The sequence below is a fragment of the Kaistia algarum genome (assembly GCF_026343945.1).
Classification (GTDB): Bacteria; Pseudomonadota; Alphaproteobacteria; order Rhizobiales; family Kaistiaceae; genus Kaistia; species Kaistia algarum.
The window spans coordinates 2052107-2066729 of record NZ_JAPKNJ010000001.1 but is presented as its reverse complement, the minus strand read 5'-3'; the positions used below and the strand labels follow the sequence as shown (position 1 = coordinate 2066729).

Annotated in this window: 18 protein-coding genes; 10 read left to right on the top strand and 8 right to left on the bottom strand. The window is 64.7% G+C overall.

From position 1 onward, the window contains the following. Positions 1-36: 36 nt before the first annotated feature. The 3 genes from rho to hemE form a co-directional block, all read right to left on the bottom strand. Complete coding sequence (gene rho / locus OSH05_RS10040; protein WP_104219335.1) at positions 37-1302, bottom strand: transcription termination factor Rho; 1266 nt, start codon at positions 1300-1302, stop codon at positions 37-39. Between the two features lie 213 nt (positions 1303-1515). Next, positions 1516-1944, bottom strand: coding sequence for a protoporphyrinogen oxidase HemJ (gene hemJ, locus OSH05_RS10035; RefSeq protein ID WP_104219336.1), 429 nt, complete (start codon positions 1942-1944; stop codon positions 1516-1518). 9 nt (positions 1945-1953) lie between these two features. Then, entirely contained in the window at positions 1954-2985 is a 1032-nt protein-coding gene (hemE, locus tag OSH05_RS10030; protein WP_104219575.1) for a uroporphyrinogen decarboxylase, read from the bottom strand. A 434-nt stretch (positions 2986-3419) separates the two neighbouring features. Between hemE and OSH05_RS10025 the strand changes: the two genes are divergently transcribed. The 5 genes from OSH05_RS10025 (at position 3420) to dnaQ (ending at position 7092) form a co-directional block, all read left to right on the top strand. Then, on the top strand, positions 3420-4268 hold the full coding sequence (locus tag OSH05_RS10025; RefSeq protein ID WP_104219337.1) for a pyruvate, water dikinase regulatory protein: 849 nt from the start codon (positions 3420-3422) through the stop codon (positions 4266-4268). Next, positions 4265-4855 carry a Maf family protein gene (locus tag OSH05_RS10020; RefSeq protein ID WP_104219338.1) on the top strand — a complete coding sequence of 197 codons (591 nt, stop codon included), beginning with the start codon at positions 4265-4267 and terminating at the stop codon, positions 4853-4855. The genes OSH05_RS10025 and OSH05_RS10020 overlap by 4 nt, the downstream gene beginning before the upstream one ends. A gap of 8 nt (positions 4856-4863) precedes the next feature. After that, positions 4864-5709 carry a shikimate dehydrogenase gene (locus OSH05_RS10015; RefSeq protein ID WP_104219339.1) on the top strand — a complete coding sequence of 282 codons (846 nt, stop codon included), beginning with the start codon at positions 4864-4866 and terminating at the stop codon, positions 5707-5709. Further along, positions 5706-6314, top strand: coding sequence for a dephospho-CoA kinase (coaE, locus tag OSH05_RS10010; protein ID WP_104219340.1), 609 nt, complete (start codon positions 5706-5708; stop codon positions 6312-6314). Before OSH05_RS10015 ends, coaE begins: the two co-directional genes overlap by 4 nt. Positions 6315-6381: 67 nt before the next feature. Next, positions 6382-7092 carry a DNA polymerase III subunit epsilon gene (gene dnaQ / locus OSH05_RS10005; protein WP_104219341.1) on the top strand — a complete coding sequence of 237 codons (711 nt, stop codon included), beginning with the start codon at positions 6382-6384 and terminating at the stop codon, positions 7090-7092. On the opposite strand, the gene secB is transcribed toward dnaQ, so the two are convergent. Beyond that, positions 7093-7566, bottom strand: a complete 474-nt coding sequence (gene secB, locus OSH05_RS10000) for a protein-export chaperone SecB (protein WP_104219342.1) — start codon at positions 7564-7566, stop codon at positions 7093-7095. 245 nt (positions 7567-7811) lie between these two features. Between secB and OSH05_RS09995 the strand changes: the two genes are divergently transcribed. The 5 genes from OSH05_RS09995 (at position 7812) to OSH05_RS09975 (ending at position 11052) form a co-directional block, all read left to right on the top strand. Continuing rightward, positions 7812-8555, top strand: coding sequence for a Tim44/TimA family putative adaptor protein (locus OSH05_RS09995; protein ID WP_104219343.1), 744 nt, complete (start codon positions 7812-7814; stop codon positions 8553-8555). Positions 8556-8567: 12 nt separating this feature from the next. Further along, entirely contained in the window at positions 8568-9647 is a 1080-nt protein-coding gene (gene mltA, locus OSH05_RS09990; RefSeq protein ID WP_104219344.1) for a murein transglycosylase A, read from the top strand. Beyond that, a complete protein-coding gene (locus OSH05_RS09985) occupies positions 9644-10225 on the top strand; it encodes a Smr/MutS family protein (protein ID WP_104219345.1) in 582 nt (193 codons plus the stop codon). The genes mltA and OSH05_RS09985 overlap by 4 nt, the downstream gene beginning before the upstream one ends. After that, positions 10222-10590, top strand: coding sequence for a helix-turn-helix domain-containing protein (locus OSH05_RS09980; protein ID WP_104219346.1), 369 nt, complete (start codon positions 10222-10224; stop codon positions 10588-10590). Before OSH05_RS09985 ends, OSH05_RS09980 begins: the two co-directional genes overlap by 4 nt. A 78-nt stretch (positions 10591-10668) precedes the next feature. After that, complete coding sequence (locus OSH05_RS09975; RefSeq protein WP_133163116.1) at positions 10669-11052, top strand: hypothetical protein; 384 nt, start codon at positions 10669-10671, stop codon at positions 11050-11052. 7 nt (positions 11053-11059) lie between these two features. Here the strand turns inward: OSH05_RS09975 and OSH05_RS09970 are convergent, their stop codons facing one another. The 4 genes from OSH05_RS09970 to hslV all read right to left on the bottom strand — a co-directional run bounded on the left by OSH05_RS09970 (position 11060) and on the right by hslV (position 14541). After that, positions 11060-12007 (bottom strand): DUF1402 family protein, encoded by a 948-nt coding sequence (locus tag OSH05_RS09970; protein WP_104219348.1) that lies wholly within the window; start codon positions 12005-12007, stop codon positions 11060-11062. Positions 12008-12151: 144 nt separating this feature from the next. Beyond that, the gene (gene hslU, locus OSH05_RS09965) at positions 12152-13456 is read right to left on the bottom strand and encodes an ATP-dependent protease ATPase subunit HslU (protein ID WP_104219349.1); all 1305 of its coding nucleotides are present in this window, start codon (positions 13454-13456) and stop codon (positions 12152-12154) included. A 1-nt stretch (position 13457) separates the two neighbouring features. Then, positions 13458-13970 carry a GNAT family N-acetyltransferase gene (locus tag OSH05_RS09960; protein ID WP_104219350.1) on the bottom strand — a complete coding sequence of 171 codons (513 nt, stop codon included), beginning with the start codon at positions 13968-13970 and terminating at the stop codon, positions 13458-13460. Continuing rightward, positions 13960-14541 (bottom strand): ATP-dependent protease subunit HslV, encoded by a 582-nt coding sequence (gene hslV / locus OSH05_RS09955; protein ID WP_165801597.1) that lies wholly within the window; start codon positions 14539-14541, stop codon positions 13960-13962. Before hslV ends, OSH05_RS09960 begins: the two co-directional genes overlap by 11 nt. Between the last annotated feature and the right edge of the window lie 82 nt (positions 14542-14623).

Sequence of the window (14623 nt, the reverse complement as noted above, 5' to 3'; positions counted from 1 at the left end):
GCGGTCCCGCGGAAGCGCTCCGCTTCCGGATTCCGATCAGGTATTCATCTGATCGAAGAAGTCCGAATTGCTCTTGGTCTGCTTGAGCTTGTCGAGCAGGAATTCGATCGCGTCGACCGTGCCCATCGGCATGAGGATGCGGCGGAGCACATACATCTTCTTGAGCACATCCGGCGGAACCAACAGCTCCTCCTTGCGCGTACCCGAGCGGGTGATGTCGATCGCGGGGAAGGTGCGCTTGTCCGCGACCTTGCGGTCGAGGATGATTTCCGAGTTGCCCGTGCCCTTGAACTCTTCGAAAATGACTTCGTCCATGCGGCTGCCGGTATCGATCAGGGCCGTGGCGATAATCGTCAGCGAACCACCTTCTTCGATATTGCGCGCGGCGCCGAAGAAGCGCTTCGGCCGCTGCAGCGCATTGGCATCGACGCCGCCGGTCAGCACCTTGCCGGACGATGGCACGACGGTGTTGTAGGCACGGCCGAGGCGTGTGATCGAATCGAGCAGGATCACGACGTCGCGGCCATGTTCGACCAGCCGCTTCGCCTTTTCGATGACCATCTCGGCGACGGCGACGTGGCGCGTCGCGGGCTCGTCGAAGGTCGAGGAGATCACCTCGCCTTTCACCGAGCGCTGCATGTCGGTGACTTCTTCCGGACGTTCGTCGATCAGAAGAACGATCAGGTAGCATTCCGGATGGTTGACGGCGATCGACGACGCGATGTTCTGCAGGAACACGGTCTTGCCGGTACGCGGCGGCGCAGTGACAAGCGCGCGCTGGCCTTTGCCGAGCGGAGCCACGAGATCGATGATTCGCGGCGTCATATCCTTCGAGGCCGGAACCTCGAGTTCCATCTTGAAGCGCTCATTGGGATAAAGCGGCGTCAGATTGTCGAAATGGACCTTGTGGCGCGCCTTGTCCGGATCTTCGAAATTGATCGTGTTGACCTTGAGCAGCGCGAAATAGCGCTCGCCATCCTTGGGGCTGCGGATATAGCCCTCGACCGTGTCGCCGGTCCGCAGCGAGAAGCGGCGGATCTGGGAGGGCGACACATAGATATCGTCGGGACCCGCCAGATAGTTCGCGTCGGGGGAGCGCAGGAAGCCGAAGCCGTCCTGGAGAACCTCGACCACGCCCTGGCCGACGATCTCGACATCGTTTCCGGCCAGCTGCTTCAGGATCGCGAACATCAATTCCTGCTTGCGCAGGGTGCTCGCATTCTCGACCTCGAGCTCTTCCGCGAAGGCAAGAAGCTCCGTCGGCGATTTGGACTTGAGGTCCTGTAGTTTCATTTCACGCATGTGTCTTGCGAATCTCGCTTGGATTCAACGAAGAATGGTTCGTCAGGGGATTGGCAGAACTTCAACCAGCGGCGGCTTCAAGGGCCGGCGGTGCGGTGCTTCCATCAACCCTGGCAGGCCGACTGGCACCCGTCTGCTTCGATAAGATGCCGCACCTTAATCGCTCGAACGCCGATCGGCAAGCGCAACGCTCACGAAAGGTGTCGTTTCGTTTCAGAATGGCTTTACCACGACGAGAACGACGATAACGATCATCAGGATCGTAGGGATCTCGTTGGCAAGCCGATAGCCTCGTTCGGAGATACGATTGCGATCCGCGGCAAAGTCGCGGCGCCGGGCGGCAAGCCACATATGGAAAGCGCTCATGGCGACGACAAGGGCGAATTTCGCCATGAACCAGCCCTGCTGTGTCCAGCCGCCATCCCAGGCAAGCCAGAGACCGGCAAGCCAGGTGACGATCATCGCCGGATTCATGATGATCCGCAGCAGCTTGGCTTCCATGACCTTGAAGGTCTCGCTGGCTTCCGAACCGACCGCCGCGTGGCTGTGATAGACGAAGAGGCGGGGCAGGTAAAAAATGCCCGCCATCCAGCTGATCACCGCGATGATGTGCAGCGCCTTGATCCATTCATAGCCGGCCATCCTCGTCTCCTATCCGCGTATGCGGCGCACGAGCTGTTCGACATGCGCGATGGGCGTTTCCGGCACGATACCATGACCGAGATTGAAGATGTGGCGGGCCCCTTCCATCGCGGCAAGGATCGAATCGATACCCGCATCCAGAGCGGCACCGCCCGTAACCAGCGCCATCGGATCGAGATTGCCCTGCAAAGCGACGCGGTTCTGCGTCTCCCGCCGGATGGTCTCCAGATCCACAGTCCAGTCGAGCCCGATAGCATTGGCTTCCATCGCCGCCGCATAGGCCGACAGCGCCCGATCCGCGCCTTTGGGAAAACCGATGATGCGCGCACCCGGAACGCGGGCCCGCACGCCGGCTGCGATCCGGGCCGCCGGACCCAGCGACCAATTGGCAAACGATGACGGCGACAGAACGCCGGCCCAGCTATCGAAGATCTGCACAGCGTCGGCGCCAGCCTCCAACTGCGCCACCAGATAATCCGTCGAAGCGATGACCAGCGCTTCGATCAGGCGCGCAAAGGAATCAGGATCGGCCAGCCCAAAGCGACGGGAGGGCGCCTGGTCGCTCGTGCCGCGCCCGGCGATCATGTAGGTGGCAACCGTCCAGGGCGCGCCGCAGAAGCCGATCAGAGCCGTTTCCGGAGCCAATGCCGCACGAACGCGGCGCACCGTCTCGATCACCACACCGAGATCGTTGACGACGGCACCCGTCTCCCGGCTTCGGGCCAGAACCTCGACAATCCCCGCCGCATCGATCGGATCGAGCCGGGGTCCTTCGCCCTCGACGAAACGAACGTCGCGGCCAAGCGCCTTGGGGATCACCAGAATGTCGGAAAAAAGGATAGCAGCATCGAAGCCGAAGCGGCGGATCGGCTGCAATGTCACCTCGGTGGCGAGATCGGGCGAAAAGCAGAGATCGAGGAAGGAGCCTGCCTTGGCTCGCAGCTCTCGATATTCAGGAAGATAGCGTCCCGCTTGCCTCATCAGCCAGATTGGCGGAGAGGCCAGGCTCTCTCCGTCCAGCACGGCCAGCAGCGGAGAGATTGGGCGAGAGCCGGGGTCGCGCTGCACAGGCACCTTCCAATCAAGAGAGAGAGTCTAGAAATGTTTCTTCTTATTGACCGGGGATTAGCGTCATTCCTATCCATCCACAATGCGGCGCATTCGTAAGGCCACCAGCGCTGGTTTGGGCCGCTCGCAGGCACCCATGTGGAAATGTTAACGCACCCGGCGGCGCATCGGCCTGAATCTTAACGGATCTTGCCCATTCGTTAAAATTGTAACGATCTGGTCCGCTTGTTAAGAACTCGTTCATAATTGGCTATCATTACGGCTTGTCCCCGATTCCCGCGAAAGGCTCGGATTGGATCCCCAGCCCCACTGCCTGTTGATCCTTTCGAGCGGATCGGGGAGAGTTCGGCCTTGAGGCTGGAGTGGGCGATTTCGTCCCTATTTTTCCACAGCCCGGCGGAGCGACTGTGAAGAACGAGGCGCGCCACCTTCATCTCCATCTTGTCTCCGACGCGACTGGCGAGACGCTCATTACCGTCGCCCGTGCCGCTTCCGCGCAATATCCAAGCGTTGCCGTCGTCGAGCATCTCCATTCGATGACGCGGGCGCCCAAACAGGTCGAGCGGATCCTCGCCGATATCGAGCGCGAACCTGGCATCGTCCTGTTCACCCTGGTCGATCGCGCCATCGCCGATCCGCTCGAGCTGGGCTGCCGCGAGATCGCCGTGCCATGCTTCTCCGTCCTCGGCCCGGTGCTGCAACTCTTCCAATCCTATCTTGGCGCTTCCAGCGAAGGCCGTGCCGGGGCCCAGCATGCGCTGGACGGCGAATATTTCCGTCGCATCGAGGCGCTGACCTTCGCGATGATGCATGATGACGGCCAGCTCCCCGAAGAACTAGACCTCGCCGAAGTGGTGATTCTCGGCGTCAGCCGCACCTCGAAGACGCCGACGAGCATCTATCTCGCCAATCGCGGCGTGCGCGCGGCCAACATCCCGATCGTTCCCGGCGTCGCCTTGCCGGTGCAGCTCGCCGAGGCGAAGCGGCCATTGATCGTCGGGCTGATCGCGACGCCGGACCGGATCGTGCAGATGCGCGAGAACCGGCTTCTCGCCTTTTCCCAGGTTCCCGGCGGCGATGTCTATGTCGACCGCGCCGCCGTCGCCAACGAAGTGGCGGCGACACGCAAGATTTGCGCGCGCAATGGCTGGCCGGTCATCGACGTTACCCGCCGTTCTATCGAGGAAACGGCGACAGCGATCCTGGCGCTGCGCCGCGGTGAACAGAACCGAATCCGCGAGGCTCTTGGACCATGATCGTTCTCGCTTCCTCCTCCAGAGCGCGCCAGTCGCTGCTGACCCACGCCGGAATCCGCTTCGAGGCGTTATCCCCGGGCGTGGACGAGCGTCGCATCGAACGTTTGCTGGCAGCGGGTGGAGCCTCGCCTGGCGATCTCGCCATCGCGCTCGCCGATGCCAAGGCGCTCGCGGTGCTGCCGCTGCGACCCGACGATATCGTCATCGGCTCGGACCAGGTGCTGGATCTGGCGGGCGAGCGCTTCAGCAAACCTGCCGACCGGGCGGCGGCGGCCGACCAGCTGGCGCGTCTCTCCGGCCGGACCCATCGCTTGAATTCGGCAGTATCGATCGCGCGAGGCGATATCGTCGTTTGGCGCCATATCGCCACCGTCTCGCTCACGATGCGGTCGCTTTCGGAACGGGCGATTTCGCGCTATCTGGACGCCGCCGGCGAGGATGTCCTCCATTCCGTCGGCGCCTATCTGATCGAAGGCATCGGCATCCAGTTGTTCTCAGCCATAGAAGGCGATTATTTCGCGATTCTCGGCCTGCCGATGCTGCCTCTCCTCGAAGCGCTGCGCGAACTCGGCGCCCTCGAAAGTTGATCCCGCCGATGTCCGCCTTTGCCGTTCCCACCGCCTGCATCCTTGGCTGGCCCGTGCGCCATTCGCGCTCGCCTCTGATCCACCGTCATTGGCTCGGTCGCTACGGCATCGCGGGTGACTACATCCCTCATGCGGTTCCGCCGGAAAAAATCGCTGGCTTCCTTCGTGCCTTCCCCGCCAGCGGATTCGTCGGTGGCAATGTCACGGTCCCGCACAAGGAGATTGCCTTCGCCTCGGTCGATCGGACTGATGCGGTGGCCGAGGCGCTCGGCGCCGTGAACACGATCTTCTTCGAGGACGGCAAGCTCGTAGGTGCCAACACCGATGCGCCGGGCTTCCTCGCCAATCTCGACCAGAGCGCATCGGACTTCGGTGGACGCGGCGGTCCGGCGATCGTGCTGGGAGCCGGCGGCGGCGCAAGGGCGGTCATCTGGTCGCTGCGCGAGCGGGGCTTCGCGCCGATTCATGTCGTGAACCGCACCCGCGCTCGCGCGGAAGCGCTCGCGGAGCGATTCGGCGCCGCCGTCCGGGCGGCGGGCTGGGAGGATCTGCCGGCGCTGCTGCCTTCGGCGTCCATTCTGGTCAACACCACATCCCTCGGCATGGAGGGCGAGCCGCCGCTGGAGATCGATCTCGAGCCGGCGCCCGACGAACTTCTCGTCACCGACATCGTCTATGTTCCGCTGGTGACGCCGCTGCTCGCCAAGGCACGCCAGCGCGGCCTTGCCACGGTCGACGGCCTCGGCATGCTGTTGCATCAGGCGGCGCCCGGCTTCGAGCGCTGGTTCGGTACACGTCCCGAGGTGACGGAGGAACTCCGGCAGCTTGTGCTCGCCGACATGGAATCCCGATGATCACCATCGGCCTTACCGGCTCGATCGGCATGGGCAAGTCGACGCTCGGCCGTTTTTTCGCGGCGCGAGGCGCCCCTTTGCTCGACGCCGATGCCATGGTCCACGCCCTCTATCGCGGCGCCGCCGTCGATCCGGTTGGGCAGGTGTTTCCGGACGCCATTCGTGATGGAGCCGTCGACCGCGCGCTCCTCTCGGCCGAAATCGCCCGGCGGCCAGCGGCGCTGGCCGAGCTGGAAGCGATCGTCCATCCTCTGGTGCGGGCCGGGCAGGCGGAATGGCTGGCGAAAGTCCGGGGCGCCGGGCATGCCTTCGCTGTGCTCGACATTCCGCTGCTGTTGGAGACCGGCGGCGAGACGCGCGTCGACGTCGTGGTGGTGGCCTCGGCTCCATCGCAGATCCAGCGCGCCCGCGTCCTGGCTCGTCCCGGCATGAGCTCGGCGAAGCGGGACGCAATCCTGGCGCGGCAAATGCCCGATGCGGAGAAACGCGGGCGCGCGCATTTCGTCGTCGATACGGGCGGGGCGCTGGAAGCGGCCGAACGCCAGGTGGACGACATCCTGCGCGCGCTGGCTGCCAGCGCAGCGGCGCGAGGTGTCAGGGGATGAACGCCCTCGAGGCTTGTACGGCCGAAGGCGACGCCGCAGGATAACAGCGGCAAAAGGAAGAACGAATTTGCGCGAGATCGTTTTCGACACCGAAACCACCGGCCTCGAGCCGTTGAAAGGCGACCGGCTGGTCGAGATCGGCGGCATCGAGCTGCTCAACCACATCCCCACGGGCCGGAGCTATCACGTCTATGTCAATCCCGAGCGCTCGATGCCGGTCGAGGCATTTCGCGTTCATGGCCTCTCGGACGAATTCCTCGCCGACAAGCCGCTGTTTCGCGATGTGGTCGACGATTTCATCGCCTTCATAGAGGGCGCGACGTTGATCGCTCACAATGCGACCTTCGATATCAGCTTCATCAATGCGGAATTCGCGCGGCTCTCGCGTCCGCCGATCCCGCCGGACCGCGTGATCGACACGCTGATGCTGGCGCGTCGCAAGCATCCTGCCGGGCCGAACTCGCTGGATGCGCTCTGCTCGCGCTACGGCATCGATACGTCGAAGCGTACGCTGCATGGCGGCCTGCTCGACGCCGAACTGCTGGCGGAGGTCTATATCGAGCTGATCGGCGGGCGCCAGCCGGATCTGGTTCTGGTGAGGGCGGAGGAGAGGACGACAAGCTCCGGCATCGCCGGGTCGGCCGTGCGACGGCCGCTGGTGCGGCCTGCGCCGCTCGCCCCGCGCGGCAACGAGGAAGAGTTCGCCGCGCACGAGGCCTTTGTTGGGAAGATCAAGGACGCACTCTGGAGCCGCTATGCGGCGGCAGAGGCGGAGTGATCAGCTAGGGCGGCCAGAAGGCTGCGTCTGGGCGAATTCCATCAGGCGCTGGCGATACAACGCGGTGAAATCGACCGGATCGATAAGCAGCGGCGGGAAGCCACCATTGCGCGTCAGGTCGGCGAGGATCTGACGAGCGAACGGGAACAGCAGCCGCGGGCACTCGATCATCAGCAGCGGCGGAAGGTTTTCCTTCGGCACATTCGTGATGCGGAACACGCCAGCATAAAGCAGCTCGGCCACGAAGAGGACCTGATCGCCGTCGGTGGCGCGGCCCTCAAGGCGGAGTTCGATTTCGAAATCCTCCTCGTCCAGCGGGTTCGCCGAGACGTTGATGCCGATATTGATGTTCGGAGCCTGCCTGCGCGGACCGAGCGAACGCGGTGCTCCGGGGTTCTCGAACGACAGGTCCTTTACGTACTGGATAAGGACCGTGAGGTTCGGCTGCGCGCCGTCTTCATTGATATCGGCCATGGCATGGCGCTCCTGTCGACTGGCGGAATTCGATCGTCCGCTTTCGGACGGCTCGCTAACACTTCCGAACCGGCGACACAAGCGCGAGGGGGGCTCCGGCGCGCGACGGCTTGACAGCACCGCCCTTCATCGGGCTTGAGAGCTTGACGCTCTTGGATCGGCGATCGACCATGACCAGATATAGGTTAAGGTCATGCGCGACCGGGTCTAGCGGCGCTACCGAATTGGGACAGGATGCCATCGGCATGAGCTTTGATATCTACACGCTGATATTCCTCGTCCTCGCGGTCGTGATCTTCTTCAAGCTCAGAAGCGTGCTGGGCCAGCGCACGGGCACGGAGCGACCTTCTTTCGATCCATTCTCAAGGCGCAACAAGAATGCCGAAAAGCCGGATGACGGCAAGGCGATCGACGCGCAGCCGGTTGGCGGCGCGGGGCAGGACGGCGGCAATGTCGTGTCGCTGCCGCGGCCCGAGGGCGCTCCCGCAGCTGTGGCTGCGGATGAGCGCATCGCGGCGGTGGCCACAGCCGGCTCGCCGGCGGCGATCGGCCTTGGCGCCATCCTGCTCGCCGACCGCAACTTCGATCCCGGGCAGTTCCTCGACGGCGCCCGCACCGCGTACGAGCTGATCGTAACCGCTTTCGCGCGCGGCGACCGCAAGGCGCTCAAGCCCTTGCTCGGCCGCGAAGTCTTCGACGGTTTCTCGAACGCCATCCAGCAGCGCGAGCAGAATGGCGAGACGGTCGAGTTCAACTTCGTCGGCATCGAGAAGGCGGAAATCGTCGACGCGGCGATGAAGGGCTCGACCGCGCAGGTCACGGTTCGGTTCGGCTCCAAGCTGGTTTCGGCCACGCGCGACAAGGCGGGCGAGGTCGTCGAGGGCGATCCAGTCCTCGTCGCCGATGTCACGGATGTGTGGACTTTTGCCCGCGACGCCAGTTCGCGGGATCCCAATTGGGCACTGGTCGCGACCGAAACGGTCGAGTGAGCTGTTCTTGCCATGCCGTCCGTGGGTCTCTTTCCGGCCGAATTCGACGCGCTGGAAGGCTGGGCGGCGGATGATCACGCCGCGGCTTTTGCTGCCTTCCGCCTGAGCGCTGCCCACGCGGCAAACCAACCGCCCAAGACCCGCGCGCTCGGCATCGACGGCGCGGCGCTGGCGCGGATCGCGGCGGCTGCGCTCGCTCTGCCTCCCGTCCTGGACCGCGAGACCGCGCGCAGATTTTTCGAGAGCCATTTCGAACCTCGGATCGTCGGCGCCGATGGCTTCTACACCGGCTTCTATGAGCCGGAATGCGAGGCGCGACGTCAGCCCGAGCCGGGCTTTTCGGTGCCGCTGCTGCGTCCGCCGCCTGAACTCGTGGAAATCGACGAGCAGAGCCCGCCGCCCGCCCTTCCGCCCGGAATGCGTTTTGCGCGGCGGACGGCTTCCACTTTCGAGCCCTTCTTCGATCGCGGCGAGATCGAGCGTGGCGCTCTTGCGGGCCGAGGCCTTGAGATCGCCTGGCTCGCCGATCCCGTCGACGCCTTCTTCATCCATGTCCAGGGCGCGGCGCGGCTGAAGCTCGGCGACGGCAGCCTGCTGCGCGTTACCTATGCGGCGAAGTCCGGCTACGACTACACCGCGATCGGGCGCGTGCTTCTCGACAAGGGTGCGCTGCAGAGCGGCGGCGTCACCATGCAGACGATCCGTGCCTGGCTCGCAGCCCATCCGGATGAAGGCCGCGAGGCGATGTGGAAGAATCGCTCCTACATCTTCTTTCGCGAGGCGCCGGTTGAAAACGCCGCGCTTGGCCCGATCGCCGCTGCCAAGGTGCCGTTGACGGAAGGGCGCAGCCTCGCCGTCGACCGCACGCTTCACACCTTCCATATGCCGATCTGGATCGAGACCCGCCTGCCGGCCGAGGAGGGCGGCGGCGCCTTCAACCGGCTGATGATGGCGCAGGACACCGGGTCGGCGATCCTGGGACCGGCGCGGGGCGACATCTTCTTCGGCTCGGGCGAAGCCGCTGGCCGTGTTGCCGGCCGGATGGCCGCCAAGGGCCGCTTCGTCGTCCTCGTGCCGCGGCAATCGGTATGAGCCGGCGTCGCCGCGGCCTCTCCCGCGAGGAGAAGACCCTCTGGGAGACCGTCGCGCGCACCGTGGCACCCTTGCGGCCGGAGGAGGTGCCTGAACCGCCGCCTGTTGAGATCGGGGTCCCGGATCCGGCGCCCGCTTCCGCGTCGTCCAAGATGCCGGCTTTGGCGGCTTCACCGCCCCCCGCCAAGCCATCCCGCCCGCCGCTGCATCCGATCGAGAAGCGCACGCTGACTCGCGTCGCGCGCGGCACCACGCCGATCGACAGCCGCATCGATCTGCATGGCATGACGCAACTCGCCGCTCATGACCGCCTGCACCGCTTTCTGCGCGACGCGCAGGCTTCGGGCGCCCGACTCGTGCTGGTCATCACCGGCAAGGGCCGGCCGGGCTCGGAGGATCTTCCGCTCGGCGAGGAGCGCGGCGTACTGCGCCGGCGCGTGCCGCACTGGCTGTCCGAGCCGGGTCTCCGGTCGGTGGTCATCGGTTTCGAGGAGGCGCATCGCAGCCATGGCGGCGGCGGCGCGATCTATGTGCGGATCCGCAAGCCCCGCACGCCGGGCGGGATGGCGGGAGCGTGACGCCGTTCGGCAGCAAGCTGCGCGACATGCGCCGCGAGCGCGGCGTGACGCTGAAGGACATGGCCGCCGCGCTCGGCGTCACGGCGAGCTATCTCTCGGCGCTGGAGCATGGCAGGCGGGGCGCGCCGACCTGGCTGATGGTCCAGCGCATCATCACCTATTTCAACATCATCTGGGACGAGGCCGAGGCGCTGCAGCGGCTGGCCTCCCGTTCGCATCCGCGCGTGGTGATCGACACTGCCGGTCTCGATCCGGAGGCGACGGAGCTGGCGCATCGGCTGGCCGAAGATATCCGCCGGCTCAGCCGGGACGACCTTCGCGATATCGCGGCGCGAATAGAATCGGCGGCGAAGCGAGAGTCCTGAAGGCTATTGCCCGTCCGGGTTGCGGTTTCGTCGGACTGGTCGCACACTGATGGCGTGGAGCTCACCGGGGAGGCGACCATGCCGGGAAATGTTCGGTGCGTGCGTTTTGTGGCGCGGCTTGCCGCGCTGATCATGGCCGGCGGGATGTCGGCCGCTCTGGCGGCGGAACCCTATGTCGGCCTCTGGGCCAAGGATCCCAAGGACTGCGCGTCGAAGACGGTGCCGCCGCTGACCAAGGTCGACGAGGGCGGCGCCTATTGGGGCGAGTTCTATTGCCCGAGCGCCACCTTTACGCCGGATGGCGCCTCATGGATCGTCCATGTCGATTGCCAGGACCCGATGGCGGGACCCAGCGACGACGATCCATCGTTCGACTATCGCTTCTCGGTGATCGACGACAAGCTGCACTGGGATCCGGTCGGCGAAGGCACGGGCACCGTGCTGCAGCGTTGTCCCGGCTGAAGAGGTCTCAGAGCAGCGCGCGCAGATCCGCTTCGCGCTCGTTCACCAGCCAGCCATAGTAGTTTTCCTGGGGCATGGCCGATTTGTTGCGCTTGCGCTCCCGGGCCAGTTCGGCGGCGCGGACCTTGACGTCGCCGACATTGTACAGCGTCGCAGTGACGCCGGGATTCTTGGAGATATCGACGCCGGCCGTGTCGCGATAGACGTCGATCGACAGACGGATGATCGCGGCCATGTAGTCGAGCGACATGTCGGGATCCATGATCGCCTGATAGAGCTCGGGCGCCTGGTCCTCCGTCAGCAACGGCAGCTTGCTGGTGCGGTGAACGATGTCGGTGACGGTCAGCGCCGTCAGCGGATTGATCTGGCCGAGGCCGAAGGTCTGGCCCGCGAACATCGGCTGGAAGAACGTCTTGGAGAAGCGGTCGCGCGGGTAGGAAATCCCATCGACGGCCTTGCCGCGGAAGCTCTTGTCATAGACATCCTCGCGACAGTTCCAGAGGTCGTAATTGTTCTTGTAGGTATCGCAGCCGGCGAATTCGGGCTTTGCCAGGAATTCATCAATCGTCTGACCGCCGAACCCGAAGACAAGGTCCTTGGTGCCGAGATAAGCGAGCGCCTTGACGTAGTATCCCTGCGCGCTGTCGATCGCGCCGACATTATAGGTGTGCTCGCCGACGATCGCGCCGATCATGTGGATCGGATCGATACCGTATCGCGCTGCGGAACTCTTGATCGAGCGGATGAGGCCCTTGTCGCGTTTCAGGAGACCGTAGATCTGGCGATACTTCGCCTCGAAGCTCTCCTTGGTCTCGCCAACGCGCTTGATCGAACTCATGTCGATCGCCGGCTGCGTCTTCGAACGGTTGCCGGGCGGTACCATGACGGCCGCGAAGGCGGGCGTGACGAAGGCAAGGGCCAGGAGAAGGATGAAGGCTCTGCGCAGAAGCTGCATCAAGACGGCCGCCGGTCGAACAGGGGAGGGCCGCTCCGGCGTTTCCGGTTCGGCAGGCGGGCCTTATAGCATCCGGGATCGCCCGGCAAAATGGTGCGGCTGCCGACATGTGATCACGATCACGCGTCGTCAGCCGCTACGTCGTCAGAGGATATAGCGCGACAGGTCGACGTTGCGGGTCAGATCGCCGATATGCTTCTCGATATAGGCGGCGTCGACCGTAACCGTCTCGCCGGCCCGGTCGGGAGCGGCGAACGAGATCTCGTCGAGGATCCGCTCCATCACCGTCTGCAGTCGGCGCGCGCCGATATTCTCGATCGAGGCGTTGATCTCGACGGCGATGCGGGCGATCGCGTCGATCGCATCGTCGGTGATCTCCAGCGCAACGCCTTCCGTGCCCATCAGCGCGATATATTGCTTGATGAGGCTCGCCTCGGTCTCCGTCAGGATGCGGCGGAAATCCGACTGGGTCAGCGCCGAAAGTTCGACGCGGATCGGCAGCCGACCCTGAAGCTCGGGGAGCAGGTCCGACGGCTTGGCGATGTGGAAGGCGCCTGAGGCGATGAAGAGGATGTGATCCGTCTTCACCGGCCCGTGCTTGGTCGCCACCGTCGTGCCCTCGATGAGCGGCAGAAGGTCGCGCTGCACGCCTTCGCGCGAAACATCGCCGCCGCGGCCCTCGCGCGAGCAGATCTTGTCGATCTCGTCGATGAAGACGATGCCGTCATTCTCGACCGTCGCGATCGCCTCGGCGGTGAGCTGCTCGTCGTCGAGCAGCTTGTCCGATTCCTCGTCGATCAGGATCTTGTACGAATCCTTGACGTTGACGCGCCGCGTCTTGGTCTTGCCGCCGAACGCCTTGCCGAGCATGTCGCCGATGTTCATGACGCCAATCGAGGCGCCCGGCATGCCGGGGACCTCGAATTGCGGCATGCCGCCGGAGGCATCACGCACCTGGATCTCGATCTCCTTGTCGTCGAGTTCATTGGCCCGCAGCTTCTTGCGGAAGCTCTCGCGGGTCGCGGGAGACGAGGATTCGCCGACCAGCGCCGTCAGAACGCGCTCCTCGGCCGAGAGATGCGCCTTGGCCTCGACATCCTTGCGCTTCCTCTCGCGGGTCAGCGAGATGCCGACTTCCAGCAGGTCGCGCACGATCTGCTCGACGTCGCGGCCGACATAGCCGACCTCGGTGAACTTGGTCGCCTCGACCTTCAGGAACGGTGCGCCGGCCAGTCTGGCGAGACGGCGGGAGATCTCGGTCTTGCCGACGCCGGTCGGTCCGATCATCAGGATGTTCTTCGGCAGAACCTCTTCGCGCATAGACCCGGTCAGCTGCTGGCGACGCCAGCGGTTGCGGAGCGCGATGGCGACGGCGCGCTTGGCGTCGTTCTGTCCGATGATGAAGCGGTCGAGCTCGGAGACGATCTCGCGCGGAGAGAAATTGGTCATATCAGTCTCTGTCCTCGGCATCCCGCCTCATGATGAGCGCGGGACCGTAAATCGATGTGCGTCGGTCGAGGATGCGGAACCCGGCCTTGTGATAGGCCCGGATCGCCCGATGATTGTCGGGATCCGGGTCGGCGATGACATGCGGCACGCCTTCTTCGAAGCGCTGCCGCACGAATTCCGCGACCAGCCGCGGCCCATGGCCGAGACCGACGAGATCGAGTTCGCCGATGAACTGGTCGATCCCGATCGTTCCGATCGGCTGGTCCTGGTAGGGGTGATCCGCCTCCGCATGCGGATCATAGCTTTGCAGATAGCCGGCCGGCCGGCCCTCGATCGAGACAATATAGGGCGTGACCTCGTCTTCGATCAGATGCCGGCCGATCCGGTCGATCTCATCCTTGGCGGGCTCCCACCATCGGGCGACATGCGGCCTCTCAAGCCACGCCGCGATCCGGCCGAAATCTTCATCGGTCAACGGCCGAAACGCGTAGCGGGACGACTCGTCAGGCGGCATCGAGCTGTTCGAGCGTCACATGAGTGTTGGTGTAGACGCAGATGTCGGCGGCGATCGCCATCGCCTTGCGCGCGATCTGCTCGGCGCTCTGGTCGGTGTCCATCAATGCCCTGGCCGCGGCCAGGGCATAGTTGCCGCCCGATCCGATGCCCATCACGCCGCCTTCGGGCTCCAGCACGTCGCCCGTGCCGGTGAGAACCAGGCTGGTGGTCTTGTCGGCAACCAGCATCATCGCTTCCAGCCGGCGCAGATAGCGATCGGTGCGCCAGTCCTTGGCGAGCTCGACGCAGGCGCGCGTCAGCTGGCCGGGATATTGGTCGAGCTTGGCCTCGAGCCGCTCGAACAGGGTGAAGGCATCGGCCGTCGAGCCGGCGAAGCCGGCGATGACGCCGCCCTTGCCGAGCGGGCGAACCTTTTTCGCATTGTGCTTGATCACGGTCTGGCCGAGGGACACCTGACCGTCGCCGGCGATCACGACCTTGCCGGCCTTGCGCACGGTGATGATCGTCGTGCCGTGCCAGGGGCCGTAGGGATCGTGGCCCTGGCTGTCTTGCAGAGAGAAATGGGTCATGGAAGCTTTCCGGCGGGCCGCCTTGGTCCGATATGGCCCCGCGGCGACCCCTCTTGGTTGGAGAGCCTTATGTAGGCTGGAC

Excerpts from the sequence above, each read along its gene's own strand:
- OSH05_RS10020 (WP_104219338.1), top strand. The coding sequence starts at position 4,265 with ATGATCGTTCTCGCTTCCTCCTCCAGAGCGCGCCAGTCGCTGCTGACC.
- secB (WP_104219342.1), bottom strand. The coding sequence starts at position 7,566 with ATGGCCGATATCAATGAAGACGGCGCGCAGCCGAACCTCACGGTCCTT.
- rho (WP_104219335.1), bottom strand. The coding sequence starts at position 1,302 with ATGCGTGAAATGAAACTACAGGACCTCAAGTCCAAATCGCCGACGGAG.
- OSH05_RS10015 (WP_104219339.1), top strand. The coding sequence starts at position 4,864 with ATGTCCGCCTTTGCCGTTCCCACCGCCTGCATCCTTGGCTGGCCCGTG.
- hslU (WP_104219349.1), bottom strand. The coding sequence starts at position 13,456 with ATGACCAATTTCTCTCCGCGCGAGATCGTCTCCGAGCTCGACCGCTTC.
- OSH05_RS09960 (WP_104219350.1), bottom strand. The coding sequence starts at position 13,970 with ATGCCGCCTGACGAGTCGTCCCGCTACGCGTTTCGGCCGTTGACCGAT.
- OSH05_RS09985 (WP_104219345.1), top strand. The coding sequence starts at position 9,644 with ATGAGCCGGCGTCGCCGCGGCCTCTCCCGCGAGGAGAAGACCCTCTGG.
- OSH05_RS09970 (WP_104219348.1), bottom strand. The coding sequence starts at position 12,007 with ATGCAGCTTCTGCGCAGAGCCTTCATCCTTCTCCTGGCCCTTGCCTTC.
- coaE (WP_104219340.1), top strand. The coding sequence starts at position 5,706 with ATGATCACCATCGGCCTTACCGGCTCGATCGGCATGGGCAAGTCGACG.
- OSH05_RS09995 (WP_104219343.1), top strand. The coding sequence starts at position 7,812 with ATGAGCTTTGATATCTACACGCTGATATTCCTCGTCCTCGCGGTCGTG.
- hemJ (WP_104219336.1), bottom strand. The coding sequence starts at position 1,944 with ATGGCCGGCTATGAATGGATCAAGGCGCTGCACATCATCGCGGTGATC.
- OSH05_RS09975 (WP_133163116.1), top strand. The coding sequence starts at position 10,669 with ATGCCGGGAAATGTTCGGTGCGTGCGTTTTGTGGCGCGGCTTGCCGCG.
- hslV (WP_165801597.1), bottom strand. The coding sequence starts at position 14,541 with ATGACCCATTTCTCTCTGCAAGACAGCCAGGGCCACGATCCCTACGGC.
- mltA (WP_104219344.1), top strand. The coding sequence starts at position 8,568 with ATGCCGTCCGTGGGTCTCTTTCCGGCCGAATTCGACGCGCTGGAAGGC.